General features: G+C 49.5%; 18 protein-coding genes. 8 read left to right on the forward strand and 10 right to left on the reverse strand.

All coding sequences use genetic code 11. The features are described 5' to 3' along the window. Positions 1 to 10 precede the first annotated feature (10 nt). Positions 11 to 1,198 carry a glycosyltransferase family 4 protein gene (locus AYK67_RS05795; RefSeq protein ID WP_206597499.1) on the forward strand — a complete coding sequence of 396 codons (1,188 nt, stop codon included), beginning with the start codon at positions 11 to 13 and terminating at the stop codon, positions 1,196 to 1,198. Continuing rightward, entirely contained in the window at positions 1,195 to 2,013 is an 819-nt protein-coding gene (locus tag AYK67_RS05800) for a hypothetical protein (RefSeq protein ID WP_068083610.1), read from the forward strand. The genes AYK67_RS05795 and AYK67_RS05800 overlap by 4 nt, the downstream gene beginning before the upstream one ends. Positions 2,014 to 2,032: 19 nt before the next feature. Here the strand turns inward: AYK67_RS05800 and AYK67_RS05805 are convergent, their stop codons facing one another. Then, complete coding sequence (locus AYK67_RS05805; protein ID WP_206597501.1) at positions 2,033 to 2,836, reverse strand: RibD family protein; 804 nt, start codon at positions 2,834 to 2,836, stop codon at positions 2,033 to 2,035. A gap of 145 nt (positions 2,837 to 2,981) precedes the next feature. Here AYK67_RS05805 and AYK67_RS05810 point away from each other — a divergent pair, with 145 nt between their 5' ends. Further along, a complete protein-coding gene (locus AYK67_RS05810; protein WP_068083614.1) occupies positions 2,982 to 3,518 on the forward strand; it encodes a cytochrome b in 537 nt (178 codons plus the stop codon). A 36-nt stretch (positions 3,519 to 3,554) separates the two neighbouring features. Here the strand turns inward: AYK67_RS05810 and AYK67_RS05815 are convergent, their stop codons facing one another. Further along, entirely contained in the window at positions 3,555 to 4,334 is a 780-nt protein-coding gene (locus AYK67_RS05815; RefSeq protein ID WP_068083617.1) for a cobalt-precorrin-6A reductase, read from the reverse strand. After that, positions 4,331 to 5,482, reverse strand: a complete 1,152-nt coding sequence (locus AYK67_RS05820; RefSeq protein WP_068083799.1) for a cobalt-precorrin-5B (C(1))-methyltransferase — start codon at positions 5,480 to 5,482, stop codon at positions 4,331 to 4,333. Before AYK67_RS05820 ends, AYK67_RS05815 begins: the two co-directional genes overlap by 4 nt. A gap of 137 nt (positions 5,483 to 5,619) precedes the next feature. On the opposite strand from AYK67_RS05820, the gene cobA reads away from it, so the two are divergent. Continuing rightward, positions 5,620 to 6,477, forward strand: a complete 858-nt coding sequence (gene cobA / locus AYK67_RS05825; RefSeq protein WP_068083619.1) for a uroporphyrinogen-III C-methyltransferase — start codon at positions 5,620 to 5,622, stop codon at positions 6,475 to 6,477. Beyond that, a complete protein-coding gene (locus AYK67_RS05830; RefSeq protein ID WP_068083621.1) occupies positions 6,477 to 7,820 on the forward strand; it encodes a cobyrinic acid a,c-diamide synthase CobB in 1,344 nt (447 codons plus the stop codon). Before cobA ends, AYK67_RS05830 begins: the two co-directional genes overlap by 1 nt. Before the next feature lie 38 nt (positions 7,821 to 7,858). Here AYK67_RS05830 and cobM read toward each other — a convergent pair whose 3' ends face one another. Genes cobM through AYK67_RS05865 form a run of 7 tightly spaced genes read right to left on the reverse strand, consistent with a single transcriptional unit; the run spans position 7,859 to position 14,513 of the window. Continuing rightward, positions 7,859 to 8,626, reverse strand: coding sequence for a precorrin-4 C(11)-methyltransferase (cobM, locus tag AYK67_RS05835; protein WP_068083622.1), 768 nt, complete (start codon positions 8,624 to 8,626; stop codon positions 7,859 to 7,861). Then, the gene (cobJ, locus tag AYK67_RS05840) at positions 8,626 to 10,503 is read right to left on the reverse strand and encodes a precorrin-3B C(17)-methyltransferase (RefSeq protein ID WP_068083628.1); all 1,878 of its coding nucleotides are present in this window, start codon (positions 10,501 to 10,503) and stop codon (positions 8,626 to 8,628) included. Before cobJ ends, cobM begins: the two co-directional genes overlap by 1 nt. Continuing rightward, positions 10,473 to 11,198 carry a precorrin-2 C(20)-methyltransferase gene (gene cobI / locus AYK67_RS05845; protein ID WP_173645102.1) on the reverse strand — a complete coding sequence of 242 codons (726 nt, stop codon included), beginning with the start codon at positions 11,196 to 11,198 and terminating at the stop codon, positions 10,473 to 10,475. Before cobI ends, cobJ begins: the two co-directional genes overlap by 31 nt. After that, on the reverse strand, positions 11,195 to 12,412 hold the full coding sequence (locus tag AYK67_RS05850) for a bifunctional cobalt-precorrin-7 (C(5))-methyltransferase/cobalt-precorrin-6B (C(15))-methyltransferase (protein WP_068083636.1): 1,218 nt from the start codon (positions 12,410 to 12,412) through the stop codon (positions 11,195 to 11,197). Before AYK67_RS05850 ends, cobI begins: the two co-directional genes overlap by 4 nt. A 6-nt stretch (positions 12,413 to 12,418) precedes the next feature. Beyond that, entirely contained in the window at positions 12,419 to 13,072 is a 654-nt protein-coding gene (locus tag AYK67_RS05855) for a precorrin-8X methylmutase (protein WP_208976227.1), read from the reverse strand. A gap of 2 nt (positions 13,073 to 13,074) precedes the next feature. Beyond that, a complete protein-coding gene (locus AYK67_RS05860; protein WP_068083641.1) occupies positions 13,075 to 14,262 on the reverse strand; it encodes a sirohydrochlorin chelatase in 1,188 nt (395 codons plus the stop codon). Continuing rightward, positions 14,262 to 14,513, reverse strand: coding sequence for a DUF6732 family protein (locus AYK67_RS05865; protein ID WP_068083646.1), 252 nt, complete (start codon positions 14,511 to 14,513; stop codon positions 14,262 to 14,264). The genes AYK67_RS05860 and AYK67_RS05865 overlap by 1 nt, the downstream gene beginning before the upstream one ends. Positions 14,514 to 14,911: 398 nt before the next feature. Between AYK67_RS05865 and AYK67_RS05870 the strand changes: the two genes are divergently transcribed. The 3 genes from AYK67_RS05870 to AYK67_RS17215 all read left to right on the forward strand — a co-directional run bounded on the left by AYK67_RS05870 (position 14,912) and on the right by AYK67_RS17215 (position 17,277). Next, complete coding sequence (locus tag AYK67_RS05870) at positions 14,912 to 16,192, forward strand: Nramp family divalent metal transporter (RefSeq protein WP_068083648.1); 1,281 nt, start codon at positions 14,912 to 14,914, stop codon at positions 16,190 to 16,192. Positions 16,193 to 16,361: 169 nt separating this feature from the next. Further along, positions 16,362 to 16,877 carry a glycine cleavage system transcriptional repressor gene (locus AYK67_RS05875; protein ID WP_068083650.1) on the forward strand — a complete coding sequence of 172 codons (516 nt, stop codon included), beginning with the start codon at positions 16,362 to 16,364 and terminating at the stop codon, positions 16,875 to 16,877. Between the two features lie 157 nt (positions 16,878 to 17,034). After that, a complete protein-coding gene (locus tag AYK67_RS17215; protein WP_162265084.1) occupies positions 17,035 to 17,277 on the forward strand; it encodes a hypothetical protein in 243 nt (80 codons plus the stop codon). Positions 17,278 to 17,292 lie beyond the last annotated feature (15 nt).

Genomic DNA, 17,292 nt, shown 5'->3' on the forward strand with positions numbered 1-17,292 from the left:
CGTGACTGATATGGGCACAATAAGCACAAAAAAACAAAAACATGCACAAAGTGGTCAATCCAGTCCGCACTCTCTAAACGAGACTACAAATATCTATTTCGTTATCCCTGGCGATTTAGAAGCCGCAAGTGGCGGTTATGCATATGATCGTCATATTCTGAAGGGACTTAGACAATTAGGGTGGAATGTTTACCACATTCCGCTCACCGGGGCATTCCCTCTTTGCAGTGCTCAAACAAGGCACAAAGCCAATGCAAAGCTAACAGACCTTCCTGACAATGCCCTCGTTTTGGTAGACGGCCTTGCCTATGGAGCATTACCTGAAGTCATTTCAATACATGCAAAACGGCTTAACTTCATTACTCTAGTTCATCACCCCTTATTTTTAGAGGCCGGACTCGGAGAAAAAGAGCAAAAAGCCCTTCACTCTGCAGAAAAACTAGCCCTGCAACATGCGCAATTTCTGATAACAACCAGCGATGAAACACGAAAAACTGTCGTTAAGAACTTTTCTTATCCCTATGATAAAATTGTGGTGATTGAGCCTGGTCTTGATTTACCTGCCTTTGCAAAAAATCCGTCTCATTTTGACCATCTGAGAACGAGACAAACTTCAGCCAGTGTTCCTATGCGTCTTTTGTGTGTTGGCTCTGTTGTTGCCCGCAAAGATCAACTCAGCCTCATCAAGGCCGTTGCAGGATTACCTGACGTATTTGAAAACCAAAAAAGCTGGCGCCTTGACATAATAGGTGATTTGAATTTTCAGCCCTCCTATGCGCAAAAAATGCATGAGGTTGTTGAAGAGTTGGGATTACAAAACTACGTTCACTTGCATGGAAAGGTGGGCGAGGCGCGGCTTAAATCTTTCTATGAAAGTGCCGATTTATTTATCCTGCCCAGCCACTACGAGGGCTACGGCATGGCCTTTTGGGAAGCTCTATCCTACGGGCTGCCTGTTATAGCGACATATGAAGGTAGTGTTGCCGCACAATTACCCCGCGAAGCCACACTATTATTTCGCGCAGGAAATAGCCAACAACTACGGCAATCAATTGAATCTTTAGCCGCTACCCCCTCACTTCTTTCAGCAATGAGCCAGGCAGGGCACCGAGAATGCCAGAAAAAGCCTAGCTGGGAAAAAGTTACCGCTTTGATGTCGCACCACTTAAAACTATTTGTAGAGAGGTTAAAGCCATGAGCTCGTTCAGCGAGGAGTGGTTACGATTACGATTTCCAGCAGACAAGAAAGCTCGAAACAAACGGCTCGATAAGCTCTTTAGCCGGCACATTCTGCGTTTTTGCGAGACACAAAGCACGGTTAGAATCCACGACCTGGCTGCTGGGAGTGGCGCGAGCCTTAAAGCGCTATTACCCCACCTTGTTCAGTGTCAAGAACAGCTATCCTGGTGCTTTTATGATAATGATCCCAAGCTCTTGGCAGTTAGCAAAGAAATCGCTCAAAGAGAGGCGCTTTCTATCAGCCCCATTATTTGCGATTTAAACATACCCGAATTCTTCCAAACACATAGTTTGGTGCCAGCTGTAACCAGCTCTGCTTTTTTTGACCTTGTGAGCGAGAGTTGGATTGAGCTCCTTGCCACATACTTGTTAGGTGTTGGCTCAACCGCCCTTTTCTCTCTTACAATTGATGGCCGCTATGAGCTTTCCCCGCCGCATGCATTCGATACTCAAGTCATGTTTGCAGTACGCCAACACCAGCAAAAAAACAAAGGTTTTGGCCCCGCTTTAGGGTGCGAGGCAGCGGCCTTTATGATTGAGTGCTTCAACAAAGTCGGCTTTACTGTACTCACAGGTCAATCTGACTGGTTGCTAGATTATCACGACAATCAACTCCAACAGGAATTGATACAGGGTTGGTATAGTGCAGCGCTGCAAATGGGGTTGGGAGAATCCACCTTGGAAGTCTGGCGTGCTTTTCGATTGGCAGCCCTATCAAAACAGGAATCTAAAATAATGCTGGGCCATTGCGATATTCTCATTAACCCCAATTAAAACCGAAGCGAATGAGGATTCAGGAGTTTAAGTGTAAATCGGCTAATAAATCCGTCCCCAGTGAGTACCAATTTGTTTGGGGACGCCGCGCTCTTGAAAGACTATCCGTTGGAGGCAAAGCAATACCCTTTTTGCCAGAGCCAATAATCAACGGTGCTATAATTAGATGGAGTTGGTTTAACAACCCTGTTTGATAGAAGTTTGAAAGTGTCCAAGCTCCCCCTTCAATAAGTACCGTTTGAAAATCTTGCAAACTTGCTTTGATAGCTGCACAACAAATGCGGCCCTTATCATTAAGCGGCAATATCCTGTGTTCAACAAAGTCGGGGTATTGGGGCACTAGCCCCTCGGAAGTTAAAACAATTTTGCGACAACCGTCATCTTGCAGACATGTGCTACGAAGGGGCAAACGACCAGAGGGGTCGACAATAATTCTGGCGGGACTATTACCTTGTACATGACGAACCGTCAGTTGCGGATTGTCTTTTATAGCTGTCCCCACACCAATGACAACCGCATCCACAAGTGCACGCAAACGGTGTAAATGCGCAAGTCCTTCTTGAGCGTTTATGTAATAGGAATCGCCTGTATCGGTCGCTATTAATCCGTCCAGTGACTGGCCCAGTTGTCCAATAAAATATGCGGATCTGGCCTGACAAACCCCTGCAAAACACTGGGCATAACCAGCAGCTGGGGGCGGCTTTTTTTCCATTTTTGCTTTCAAGACATTCTGCCACACTTCATCTGTAATTACAGGAGATTGAAAATCAGCCTCAAGTACCGGGTTGGATTTTCTGGGCTGGGTAGCTAACGACTTTTGCACGAGACAACCTTTACGTATTTAAGTTGCCGTATTGAAGCGAAATTCCACTAAAAAAGTAACTCTGATATCCTGAGAATTGCATGGGTTGCATTCATCTCATAGGCTCAAAGCATATTCTGCTTCGTTGCCTGCTAGGAGAGAGAGCATGCAAGCTGAAACCGTAAAGTATTCGCGCCCTGCCCGTGCCTATCACTGGATAACTTTTATATTGGTCCTGGTTGTTTTGCCGCTCGGCTTTTTTCTGGGTGATTTACCCAAGGGGCAAATACAGGGTATAGGCTATAACTGGCATAAGTCTATCGGTTTATTGGTGCTTGTTGTGTTGCTCTTTCGCTTGGCTTATCGCCTCGGGCACCCAGCACCTGCATTGCCAGCATCTGTACCTAAATGGCAAGTGAACCTGTCACGCGGTATTCATATTTTGCTATATATTTGTCTGATCGTTCAACCACTTATCGGCTGGTTTGCAACGGCGTCATTTGGTGCCCCAGTACCTTTTTTCAGTTTATTCACCATACCAAATTTTATTGAAAAAAACGAAGCTTTAGCCAAGCAATTGTTTCAGGTTCACTCAATCCTAGGGTGGGTACTTGTTATAGCAATCTCCCTTCATATTTTAGGTGGGCTTTATCATTGGCTAATTGCTAAGGATGGTGTTTTTCAACGCATGACTTCTAATTAAACAGAGTTGGTAGGTATTGCTTCTAGTCCAGATTAATCACACTAGGTTAACAACGGTGTCAACAAGCTGGTCATACTCTGAGAACTGATGAATATAGGCTGGCACCGTTATGGGCATATGTTTGGGGGGCCTTGCAAGCATATGAACCGGCAGGCCCAACTTTCGTGCGGCCTCAATTTTTGCGTATCCTGCAGTACCACCACTATTTTTACAAAGCACTCCTTCAATATCATGCTGTTTTAAATAACTTATCTCCTGAGCAATGCTCTCATTTGGTTTGGAAAGAATGAGTATACTTTGTTCAGGAAGGCTGTTCGCTTCTGGTGGTTCCACCATGCGCATATGCCAAACAACATCAGTCCTTGATTTCAGTGCTATGATTTGCTTACGGCCGATAGCGGCGAATATACGGCTGTTGGGAGCTATGGCAGCGACGGCTTCTTGAAGACTGGTAAATTGAAGCCATTGATCGCCGGTTTGTGATTTCCATGGTGGGCGCTCATAACGTAGGTAATGACAAGGGGTTTGTTGGCATGCTTGCAGCGCATTGTTACTTATTTGTGCGGCAAAAGGGTGTGTTGCATCAACTACATAGCTTATATCATGAGCCTTTAGATACTGCTGTAAACCTTGCGTACCACCAAAGCCGCCAGTGCGTGTGGTCACACCCAGCTCTTTTGGTAAGGTTGTTACACCGGCAAGAGATGCAATTATATCAAAGCGGCATGTCTGTTGTAGTTTTTTAATAATTATCCGCGCATCGCGTGTACCCGCTAATATCAAGAGCTTTGGCCGAGAGTTAGGGGCTGTCGTCATGTTTTCGCCTTTTGAGCAAAGGGGACCTGCGCCAATTGTTGGCCTGCCCTATCCACCACGATCACCTCTACAGCAACAGGTGCACCTCGTAAGATGTCCAGTGCACTCGCTTGAGCTTTTTGTGCAATGATTGCCGCCAGCGGGAAGTCACAGGATAACGCCATATCGCTTAATTGCTTCATTGTATTGGCATTTTGGCAAAGCTCTTGCAGCTCTAGCGGGGCATCACACTGAGACAACAGTTTGCCTAGCCAGACAAAATCCAGCGTCGAGCGGGCCGAATGCAAATCCATTGCCCCTTGCGCCAGCTTGGTCAGCTTGGCGATACCACCGGCTACCGTGAGCTTTGGTACCGGATGAGCACGCAAATATTTAAGCAAACCGCCAGCAAAATCCCCCATATCTAAGTAGGCATACTCTGGTAATTGGGGGTATTGTTCTCTTAAACAGTCTTCAGATGTTGCACCTGTTGCTGCGGCAACATGGTTTAAACCGGCGGCTCGGGCCACATCCACTCCACGGTGGATTGATGCTATCCACGAAGCACATGAAAACGGACGCACAATACCGGTGGTTCCCAAAACCGAAAGCCCACCAATTATCCCTAGGCGGGGATTCATTGTCTTGAGCGCAAGCTCTGCACCGCCTGCTATTGAAATGGTGGCAATAACATCAAGCCGTTGATTGTGGGCCTTTGCAACTTCGGTAAGCGCTTTCTCAATTATTCGCCTTGGTACCGGGTTGATCGCCGGTTCCCCCACTTCAACTGGCAAACCTGCTCTAGTGACAGTACCAACCCCTTCGCCTGCCACGAATACCAATCCGCACCCTTCGGCACCCCGTTCAATACGGGTTTGAATGAGCGCGCCATGGGTAACATCGGGGTCATCACCCGCATCTTTAACAATAGCCGCCTCAGCCCAGCAAGGGTTGTTGCCCTCTGCAACCGCCTCATAAGCCAAAGCAAATGCCGGCGTATCCCCGCGTGGTAGTGTAATCGACACGGGGTCGGGGAATTGCCCTGTTAAAAGCCTGGCATAGGCTGCTTTAGCCGCCGCGGCTGCACACGCGCCTGTTGTCCAGCCGGTACGTAATGCTGCTTTAGTGGCCTGTTTTTTCCCATTTGTGGAATTTGCCGTTTCGCTCATGAGCGGACTATAGCGCAAACTATTGCAAAACCAAGCTGTTTCAAACCAGCTGACTATATTCACTATTATAGCGAATTTCATCGGGACGACATTAATGCACACTTGCCTTGTTTTAAATTGCCTGTACATTCGCGGAGATGGAATTAAAAGAAGCGTTGCCCTTGGCAAACTATAGTTTGCCCCAATTCGAGTGTGGCTGGGTTTGGCTGGCTGGTGCTGGCCCCGGAGACCCGGGCCTGTTGTCTGTTCACGCCTTAAATGGCCTGCAACATGCTGATATTATTGTTTATGACGCCTTGGTCGACAAACGGATTCTTGGCTGGGCGAAAGCAAGTGCCCAACTGGAATATGCCGGAAAGCGTGGCGGCAAGCCCTCACCCAAACAGCGTTCCATCTCGCTACGGCTTATCGAACTTGCCAAACAAGGCAAACGGGTTTTGCGCCTCAAAGGCGGAGACCCATTCGTATTCGGCCGCGGTGGGGAAGAAGCATTGGCACTCGTTGAGGCTGGCATACCTTTTCGGGTTATCCCCGGTATAACCGCCGGTATTGGCGGGCTTGGCTATGCTGGCATCCCTTCCACTCATCGTGGTATTAATCAGGCTGTTACTTTCCTAACTGGGCACGATCAAAACGGTGTAACGCCAGATGCACTCAATTGGCAAGCATTGGCACAAGGCTCACCTGTACTGATTATGTATATGGCGATGAAACACCTGAAAAGTATTCGCGATAAACTTATAGCTGGTGGACGAAGTAAAACTGAAGCCATGGCTTTTGTTTGCAATGCCTCTCTTCCAAACCAAAAGGTCTTGCAAACTACTCTTGGTAATTGTGTCGAGGATACCGAAAAAGCCGGTATTGCACCACCTGCTATCGTTGTTTTGGGAGATGTTGTGCACTTGCGCCATGGGCTCGATTGGCTGGGCGCTATGCATGGCAAAAAGCTACAAGCGCATCCGCTGGAAGGTCTTGCACTGGAGGCCGCACAATAATGTCGGTAAACGGGCTGGTTATTGCAGCGCCCTCCTCGGCCACCGGTAAAACCACCATTACATTAGCGCTGTTACGAGCGCTAAAAATAGCAGGAATATCAGTTAGTTCTGCAAAATCTGGCCCCGATTATATCGACCCTGCCTTCCACCGCGCAGCCAGTGGACGGCCCTGCTTTAACCTTGATGCCTATGCCATGAGTGCCGCCCAACTCTTGGGGGTGGCGCAAACCGTTTCACAAGATAGCGAATTGTTGATTGTTGAAGGGGCCATGGGCCTGTTTGATGGTGCTGCAAATGGGCAAGGCTCTGCAGCAGATCTTGCCGAAACACTTGGTTTTCCTGTAGTTCTTATAGTTGATTGCCAAAAGCAAGCGCAATCTGTTGCCGCCGTGGTACATGGTTTTGCCAGTTTTCGCAAAACTCCCCGTATCGCGGGGATAATCTTGAACCGTGTCGGTTCACTGCGGCACGAAAAAATGCTGCGCCAAGCAATCGCACCGCTCGGGCTACCGGTATTAGGCGCTGTCTACCGTGAGGTCGAATTGGAATTACCAGAGCGCCATCTTGGTTTGGTACAGGCCAGCGAAATGCCTGAGCTGGAAAGCTTTTTAACACGGGCGGGAAAGATAGCACAAAAGCAAATTGATCTGGCTGCACTACGGGCCTTGGCGCGTCCGCTGCAAGCTCCTATTGCTGCCAAACTCAGCGAAAATTCAAAGCAGCTTCTGGCACCACTGAGCCAAAAAATCGCCATTGCCAAAGATGTGGCCTTTGCATTTTCCTACCCACAGCATATTGCGGAATGGAAACGGCAGGGCGTTGAAATAACATATTTTTCGCCGTTAAATGATGAAGCCCCCTCTCAAAATGCAACTGCAATATTTTTGCCCGGTGGTTACCCCGAGCTCTATGCGCAGCGACTCTCAAGGGCGTTGAACTTTAAAGCGGCCATGCAGAGTGCAGCACAGCAAGGTACCTTGATTTATGGCGAGTGTGGCGGCTTCATGTGCCTTGGCGAGCAACTGATTGATAAAGCAGGTGTCACCCACCCCATGTTGGGCTTGTTGCCACTTACAACCAGCTTTGAAAAACGAAAATTACATTTAGGATACAGGCAGTTACAATTAACAGACCGGCAGAAAACCGCGCCAGTTCTGCCTTGGCAACATACCTTGGTCGCCCATGAGTTCCACTATGCTTCCATTATTGAGCAAGGGGCAGCACAGCCATTATTCAACGCAGTAGATGCACTTGGCATACCACTGGAGGCCATGGGCCTGCAAAAAGGCCGTGTTGCAGGATCGTTTGCCCATATTATCTGCCAGAGTAAGGTTGATGAGTAAGTGCCTGAAATACCAATTATAACAGGCACCTATAATATTTAAGCTTTTTTCTTCGGGCGCAGAACATGCACGTGGTTGGCATCATAAAGCGCGCTATCGCGAAACTCTTTACCAGCCTTGAGCGCATGCCCAACAAAGATCAGGGCTGTGCGGGTAATTTTCGCCTCTTTCACCTGTTTTTGGATAGTTGCCAGTGTGCCATGAATAAAGGCCTCATCCGGCCAGCCAACCCGATAAGCAACAATCACCGGGCAATCCTCGCCGTAAAGAGGCGCGAGTTGGCGGTTAATTTCCCCTAAATTACGAACACTTAGGTGAATTGCCAGTGTCGCCCCCGAGCGCCCTAGAGTTTCTAAATCCTCCCCCTCCGGCATTTGTGAGGATTTCATTGTTGTTCGGGTAACAATAATGGTCTGGGCAATTTCGGGAATGGTCAATTCGGTTTTTAATGCCGCCGCCGCTGCTGCGAATGCCGGAACACCGGGGGTAACATCATAGGGGATATCCAGCTCATCAAGACGGCGCATTTGCTCAGCTGTGGCACCATAGATAGAAGGATCGCCGGAATGAACACGGGCCACGTCCTTACCCGCGTCATGCGCTATCTTGATTTCATTAATAATTTCATCAAGATGCATGGGGGCTGTGTCGACAACCCGCGCGCCTTCTGGCACCGCCTTAACAATTGCCTCGGGCACCAGAGAGCCTGCAAACAGGCAAACCGGGCATTTTTCGATCAATTTCAAGCCGCGAACGGTAATAAGGTCTGAATCACCAGGGCCTGCACCAATAAAATGTACTGTCATTAAACGGTTTCCCCCTGTTTATCCTCTAAGCGTGATGCATTCACTTCTTTAGGGGCATCAATTCTCTTCGCGTATCCACGTGGGGTATACACAAACGGCCGCGCTGCATTTTGCGCACCCGCTTTGGTTTGCGAGCAGCCAACGAGAACGGTTGTCAGCATATCCACCTGATCTACTTCAAGTTTTTCCAGTGTGGTAATGGTGAGTTTTTCCTCTGGGCGGCCAATATTGCTCCCCAAAACCACCGGCGTTGTGGCTGGGCGGTGTTGCAACAAGGTATCGCGGGCCCATGCCAGCTGAGTACGGCGGCGCATGGAAACCGGATTATAAAAACCGATGACAAAATCGCCTTGTGCTGCACCAATAACACGTTTTTGGATTGTTTCCCAAGGTGTTAGCAAGTCGGACAAAGAGATGGCGCAAAAATCGTGCCCCAGTGGTGCACCAATACGGTTGGAAAGTGCAACCATAGCCGAAACCCCCGGCGTGGAAGCAACTTCAACCCGGCGGGCCTGAGCGGAAACACCGCCTTGATCCTCTGCACGGTCCAACAGCTCGAATACCAACGCACCCATGGCGTAAATACCTGAATCGCCTGAGCAAACCAGCGCGACATTCTTACCTGTGCCCGCCCGTTCCAAGGCAAAACGCACCCGCTCTTCTTCTGCACCCAACGGGAATGCATGGCGGTGCTTACCGTTTATGAGCGGTGCAACCAGATCAAGATACAAGCTGTAACCAACAACTTCGTCGGCCTCGCCCAACCATTTAGAAGCTTGTGGTGTGCGCCAATCATCACGGCCCGGACCAATGCCAATAACGTGTAAACGACCGGGGGCACGACCAACATTTTCAGCTTGAACAGGGGCTGGCGCACAGGCAACCGCCATGGTCGCATTCGCTGTTTTTTGCTTTTCAACCAGTAGTTTACCATTAGCGCCCGTTGCAGCAAGGGCGGCACCTTCGCTCACGCCATGACAGCCGACCTCAGCGAACACCACTGAAGACGGATTGCGTAAGCGCTCTGCTTGGGCTTCCAGCTCTTGAGGCGAAAAGACACGGAATGGCCTGTTGTATTTGCTGGCCAGTTGCAACATGGCTTGCTCATCGGCTTTTACATCAATACTGGCGAAGGCCGCCACCGCCCCCATGGCAATGCCCGCCGTTTCCAGCTGGTCAAGTACCAGCTGTTCCAGCTCTTCCAAAGCACAGCCACGGGCACAACCAAGGCCGACCACATGGGTTTGTGGATGGAACACCAGTTTGTTTTCACTAGGTTTTTCGGGACTAGTGGTGATGATGATCTGCTGTTTGGCATCGGCAGCAAGAGGCAGGTTGGCCGCTTGTAGCCAAGGTGCCTCTCCAATGATTTGTACTGGCTCGCCGCAAAGCATATTGGCCATAATCCCTTTGGCATCTTTCGGGTTGGCCAAAGTGTAACCATCTGCCGGATCATCCAGTGCAATGCCAAAAACGTTATCCCCGCTTGTGGTGATAGCGGCATGAGATTGCAAACCCTCGGCAATTTTGCATGCAAGCTCATTGGCACCACGATGACCGCCCAATAGGGGGACAACTGACTTACCATCATCGGAAACCGCAATTACTGGCGGTTCGCTATGTTTATCCCCCAAAACCGGTGCTAAAGCACGGATTAAAATGCCCGAAGCACAAACGCCGATAATAGGTGTGCCCGCCTGAAACAAGCCGCGCAAATGACTTGAGGCATCACTAAACGTAACGTTGTATTCCACCTGTGGACTTGCCGAATGTCGGCTAAAACCGTGAATCAAACCGTTCTTAACAAGCCCGTTTATTTGCTTAGCTGTTTGTAGTGCTGAAGGATTTATGACGATAAGTGCTGGGGCAGCGTCCATGGCTCCTCTCCCCTATATACGAGTATCATTGAAAAATATGGGGCGCTATCCGAGTTGAGATGAGCTAACGGCATCACCTTCATATCCGGGCGTGTGGCACGCTCTACATAGCCTGCATGTTCCAGTAGACCCATGTTTTCTAACAGGGTTTTTATCCGGTTCACATGTCGGCCCACTTTCATTATTGCCACGGCCTCTGCATTCTCGATCAGCGGTTGAATGCGTTCATTGTTGAGCGGACCGGGGATAATCGTCAAGACATCATTACGCGCAGCCAATGGGCGCCCCAATGCAGCAGCACACGCTGGAACAGAAGAAACCCCCGGAACCACCTCGCAGCGAAAATTGCCGCTCAAACGTTCATAAAGATACATGAAAGAGCCATAGAGAAACGGGTCGCCCTCACACAACACCACAACATCATGACCGTTATTGAGCTGCTCTGTAATGCTACTGGCCGCACGATCATACACTTCCTTGGCGGGGAAACGATCGGTGCGCATGGGCATTTCCATAGCGATTTCTATAGCATTTTCAGGCAGATACTGCGCCACAATTTCACGGGCGAAACTGGGGATACCTTCGGCTGCCGGATAGGCAATAACCTTGGCCTTTGAGATAAGCCGATGGGCTTTTAGTGTAATTAATTCAGGATCGCCCGGCCCGAGGCCGACCCCATAAAGGGTTCCTGTCATTTTTTTGTCCAATTCCATTGTGTCACTGTCATTAAAGGGCGAAAACCTGTAAGGGTTCCAATGGTTTGTGCGCGGGAAACTGCAATGCGCCGCAACTCGCCGCCATGGGCCTTATGGGCCTTAAGCAGCTCCATTTCCCCCTCGGTTGTTACCGCATTGGCAACCAAACGACCGTTTTTTTTCAATAGGTTAACGCAGCTCTCGATCATTTTGGGAGCCGTCAATCCACCACCAATAAAGATGGCGTCAGGCGCGGCAAGCCCCTCAAGGCATTCAGGTGCTTTATCCCCCTGCAATTGCAAATGCGGCACACCAAGACCGGCGGCATTGCCACGGGCGCGGGCGCGGCGGGTATTATCGGGTTCAAATGCAATGGCTTTGGTATGGGGTGCAGCGCGGAGCCATTCGATAGCAATAGAACCGCAACCGGTGCCGATATCCCAAAGTAACTCACCGGGAACAGGGCGTAATTGCGCTAATGTTACCGCCCGCACCTCTTGCTTGGTCAGCTTACCATCATGATGAAAAGCGCTATCCGGAAGCCCCGGCAACCGCCCGTAGTGGGGGGTATAACTATTGGCAATGGCTTCAACCGCCACCACATTGAGAGCGCGGGCCGGCCCCTGATAAGTCTCCGCCGTCGAGCTATGCACCGCCTGTTTATCCCCGCCCAAATGCTCCAGAACCGTTAGGGTTGAGGCACCATATCCTTCATCAGTGAGGATATCGGCAATTTCAGTAGGGCTATCACCGTTAGAGGTGAGCAGCAAAAGGCGCGCTTGATGGAAAAGGCAGGCACGCAACTGGTCCAAAGGTCGGCCATGCAAGCTAATGCATTGAACTTCTTGGATTTTCCAGTGCATCTGCGCCGCCGCAAGCGAAAAGGAAGAAGGGTGCGGTAGGCACGTAACCTCACCCTTTTCAAAGTGATCGGCCAAAGTGGCACCAACCCCGAACCAGTAGGGATCGCCGCTGGCAATGACGACGCACTCTTGACTGCGCAGCTGCTTAAGTTGCTCTATTCCTTGAGAAAACGGCTTTGGCCAAACCATGGTTTGTGCATGGGTTTCGCCCAAGAGCTCTAAATGGCGCTTGCCTGCCATGATATGCTTGGCAGAAGCTATGGCCTCTTGCGCCAGCGGGGATAAACCCTTGGGGCCATCTTCGCCCATACCGATAATGGTGAGCCATGGCACATTTTTCTGTGTGGTCATGACCGGCTATCCTTTTGTTTCTTCTGGCAAACCGGCTGCAACCGCATTAACAGCCGCCGCCGCAAGAGCCGAGCCGCCACGCCGCCCATGAACAGTTAGATAAGGAATGCCCAGATCGTTTTCACTCAATGCCTGCTTGGATTCTGCCGCACCAACAAAGCCAACGGGAAAACCGAGTACCGCAGCCGGTAATCCCCACCCGGCGGCAATACACTCGAGCAAATAGAACAGCGCGGTTGGCGCGTTACCAATAGCGACAACAGCGCCATTAAGATAAGGTTTCCAAAGGGTTATGGCCGCAGCTGAACGGGTGTTACCTAAATCGTGCGAAAAACGTATCACTTCCGGTTCATTTAGGGTGCAAATCACCTCATTTTGTGCCGGTAAATAGCGCTTGATGATGCCATGGGCGACCATCTCCACATCGGTCAGGATGGGCGCACCATTTTGCAAGGCAGCATGGGCTTTTTCGACCACACCTTCGCTGGCATCCAGATCCTGTGGCAAGTCAACCATACCACATGCATGGATGAGGCGAATGGCAACAGGATGCAGCGCAGCCGGGAGATGATCCAGCTTCGCCTCGCTGCGCACAATTTCAAATGACCTTTCGTAGATCTTTTTCGGATCACGAATGTAGTCATAGGTTGTGGGGTTCAAACTCACTTACCTTCCTTCACCATAGAGCGCGGCCCTAACGGGTGATCGGCATGCGGGTACGGGGCATGGTGATGCCCGTGATCGTGCCCGTGGTCATGACTATGATCGTGCGAATGGCCGTGATTGTGGTGGTGGTGCTCATGCGCATGCGCATGGCTGTGGTCATGGCTATGGCCATGGTGGTGATGATCGTGGTGGTGATGATCGTGGTGGTGGCCGCTGACATCCTCTCCCAGTGCCGCTTTATCACAAGCGCCGGTGCAGGTGGTATCGCACAGTTTGCACTCGGCTTCATCGCCCAGCCCCTCCACATGGTGGTGGTGGCTTTCTTGGGACGCGCCGATTTCTGCCTCAAAACCCAAAACCTGCTCGCGGTATTTGCACAGCTGGCAGTTCATGTTGTTCGCACCACCGAGGATTTCTTCCAAGCGCTCGGCCATGGTATCAAGCACCAAGGGGTGATCGTTGAGGTAGCCTGCCTTTAAGAACTCGATGTCAGGATTGGCAGCAGCAACTTCGTCAGCGAAATTGTAAATCCGCTGCACCAGTACACCGGTAAACAGGAAGTACGGGAAGACAATAATGCGTTTGTAACCCAGCTTGCTGGCGTGCTCTAAGCCCGGTTTCACAAGCGGGAAAGTGACACCCGAATAGGAGGTTTCGGCCCAACCAAAACCCATACCCTCCCAAATAAGACGGGTAATTTTAGCAACGTTAGAGTTGGCGTCCGGGTCGGAAGCGCCGCGCCCCACCACCATCAGCAACGTTTCTTCATTCGCAACTTTGCCCGGCGCGGCATCAATAGCTTGTTGAATGCGCTCGCTGGCGGCACGCACCATGCGGGTATCAACAGCCAGCTCGCGGCCATATTCGATTGTCACTTCAGGGTGTTTGGCCTGATAGGTGTTCAACACCGAAGGGATATCGTTTTTAGCGTGACCTGCTGCAAACAACATGCCCGGCACGGCGAGAATACGTGTGCATCCTTGGGCGATCAAATTATCCAGCCCCGAGTGAATGACCGGATTGGCGAATTCCAGATAGCCATAGTCTACCGGCAAATGCGGGTAACGGGCGCGCATACCTTCGGAAAGGCGCGCAAATTCGCCCACTGCCCCTTTGTTACGGCTGCCATGACCGCACACCATGATGCCGATTTTTTCGTTTTTATCAGTATGTGAAGGAATCATTATACAGCCTCTGCCTCGCCTTCAGCGGATGCTGTTTCGGTTTCATCTTCAACCGTTGTTTCCTGTGATTTTTGTTTCTTTTTATCACGAATGACCAGTGCAGCAACAACAGCTGCGGCAGTAACAGCGGCAGCTGCAACCCAGTGGCTGTGACCGGCCAGCTCGCCTAAGTGGCCGCCATGGGCATGGGCACTTGTAGAAATCAGTAGTGTAGACAGTGAGGCTAAAAAGTACCTGCTTAAATTTTTCATTTCATCTCCAGTTGCTGCCCTGTACTTAAATGACAGAGATTGGCTATTAGAGACGCCTTGGGTGATATTTAGAAAGGCCGCCGGGAAAACAGCATTTTGCTTTACCCTTTGGGGACAGCTCTGACATTAGTTCCCGATTTGGGTCAACCGCCTTCAGAATTACTTTCAGTCCATCACGGGACGCCGTCGAATAATGGGGGCACGCTAGTGCACACCAAGACGGATAGCAAGTTGTAAAACACAAATTGTTTTCACCTGTTATATATTTTGAGATTTAAATGCAACTAATTCTCAATTGCATAAATTGCCATATGCTGCTAGCATACGTAACGCGTATTTCCTATGATGATATCCCGCCTCTAGCCACAGGCTGATACGAAAGCAATTGGTAAGCAATAATGATCTCAACTGAAAGTACCCGGCGTGAAATAGGTGCAGTGCTTGCAGGGCAACGCCGTGGATTTACCAGCAAGTTACTCTTTGTTGGGCCAGCAGTTATTGCCTCAATTGCTTATGTCGACCCCGGAAATTATGCAACAAACATCCAAGCCGGTGCAGGATACGGGTATAGCCTGCTATGGGTTGTATTGCTCGCCAATCTCATCGCCATGCTGTTTCAGGCCCTTTCTGCCCGATTGGGCATTGTGACGGGGAAGAATCTCGCCGAATTAGCACGGGATCACTTTTCGCTTCCCACTGTATTGGTTATGTGGGTGATTAGCGAAATTGCTGCAATGGCCACGGATTTAGCCGAGTTTTTGGGTGGAGCAATTGGCCTTGCACTCTTACTCGGGCTTCCCTTGTTGTGGGGTATGGTGATTACCGCCATCATTACCTATGGAATTTTGCTTTTCGAGCGCAGGGGGTTCCGCCCGATGGAATTGATTATTGGCGCTATGATTGCCATCATTAGTTGTTGTTATTTAATAGAAACCTTTATTGCGCCAATTGATTGGCAAAGCGCTGCCAACCAGATTACATCTCCAAGGATTGCAGACACCGCAGCATTAACAATTGCAGTTGGCATTATTGGGGCAACTGTAATGCCACATGCTTTATATTTGCATTCTGGCCTAACACAAAACCGGGCACCTATCCAAAATGAAGGTGAGTGCCGTAAAGTGCTCAAGTTTTCGAATATTGAAGTCATTGTTGCGCTGGCCATTGCAGGCCTAGTTAATATGGCAATGGTCATGATGGCTGCTTCTGCCTTTAATAAAGGCTACAGTGAAGTAGCTGAAATAGAAAGCGCCTACCACTTGCTAACACCGCTTTTAGGTGGTGCTGCAGCTTCGGTATTTCTGGTTTCGCTTATCACCTCCGGAATATCGTCTTCAGTCGTTGGAACCATGGCTGGACAAATGATTTTACAAGGTTTCCTGCGGTTTCATATCCCTATCTGGGTACGAAGACTGGTCACGATGATACCAGCCTTCATTGTTATTCTAGCTGGTTATAATGCCACCGATGCACTGGTTTTATCGCAGGTTTTCCTATCCATCGCACTGCCTGTACCCATGCTGGCGCTCATTGTTTTATCCCGTCGCCACGACATTATGGGTATGTTTGCCTTAAAATCATATTGGGCGGTCTTGGCGGAGCTAGGGACCATTACTGTTGTTGGTTTGAACCTTGTTTTGGTTTTACAGTTTTTGGATATGCCTATTGGTTTACTTTAAATAAAAGAAGACGATGCGTTAACACACCCCTAATCATAGCAGCCAAAGCATTTTGATAAGATAAAAGCTATTATGGCACTTTATTCACTTCACATTTAATGGGAACCGATACATTGTAGTAGCTTACTTACTATACCTACACATATGTAATAGCAGCAGGGAGAAAGCCATGAAAAAAGAAATCGTATTAACTGCTGTTTCAGAAGACCGTCCGGGCCTTGTTGGCGAACTCTCGGCTGTGGTTGCAGCCCATAATGGCAACTGGATTGACAGTGCCATGACACGGTTGGGCGGACAGTTTGCTGGTGTGGTGCGTATTTCTGTTTCGGCTGAAAACGAGCGTAAACTTTGTGATGCATTGCTTGATCTGGAAGCAAAAGGCATTTCGGTTGGCCTACATATAAATGGTGCCAATGTTGCCCCAAGTGGCACAATGGCAAAGCTCTCTCTCATTGGCCAAGACCAACCGGGTATGATTTCACGAGTTTCGGCCATTTTAGGCGCTCTTCGGGTTAGTATTGACAGCTTGGATACATTGGTTGAACCGGGCTCGATGAGCGGAGAACTGATGTTCAAGGCCAAAGCCGACATCATATTGCCACATGGCTTAACGAGCGAGCAGTTGATTGAAGCCCTTGAAGTGATTACCGGCGATTTGATGATTGAAATTGAAACACAGAAATAAGAGTAACCACGCAAGTTACTCTTATTACGCATCATTATTTATATATCACGAGATACGTAAATTAGTTATCGATATTCGGTAATTTCATGTTGCGGAAATCGATAATTTTAACTAATGGTTGAGAGGAATAATAATCTATCGCAATTATGGAGTTGTGATGCGTAACAATAAGCGCCCCTCATGCCAAGGGCTGTCCAATCGCTGTAGTATCATGCTGGCGTTAATCGCTTGTTTTGTGGTGCTGATACTCGCCGCTTTCAATTCTAAAAGATTTTGCAGCGCATCTGTGAGGCAGGCTGTTGCTGCATCAAGAACAAAGGGGCAGTTACCACAGGACACCAGATTGCCGACAAAATCTCTGGGTGGCACACTAACAGGGTTAGCGTTGATTACCTGGTAATTGGCTTAGGGCTGA

This window comes from Polycladidibacter stylochi, from assembly GCF_001562055.1.
Lineage (GTDB): Bacteria > Pseudomonadota > Alphaproteobacteria > Rhizobiales > Stappiaceae > Pseudovibrio > Pseudovibrio stylochi.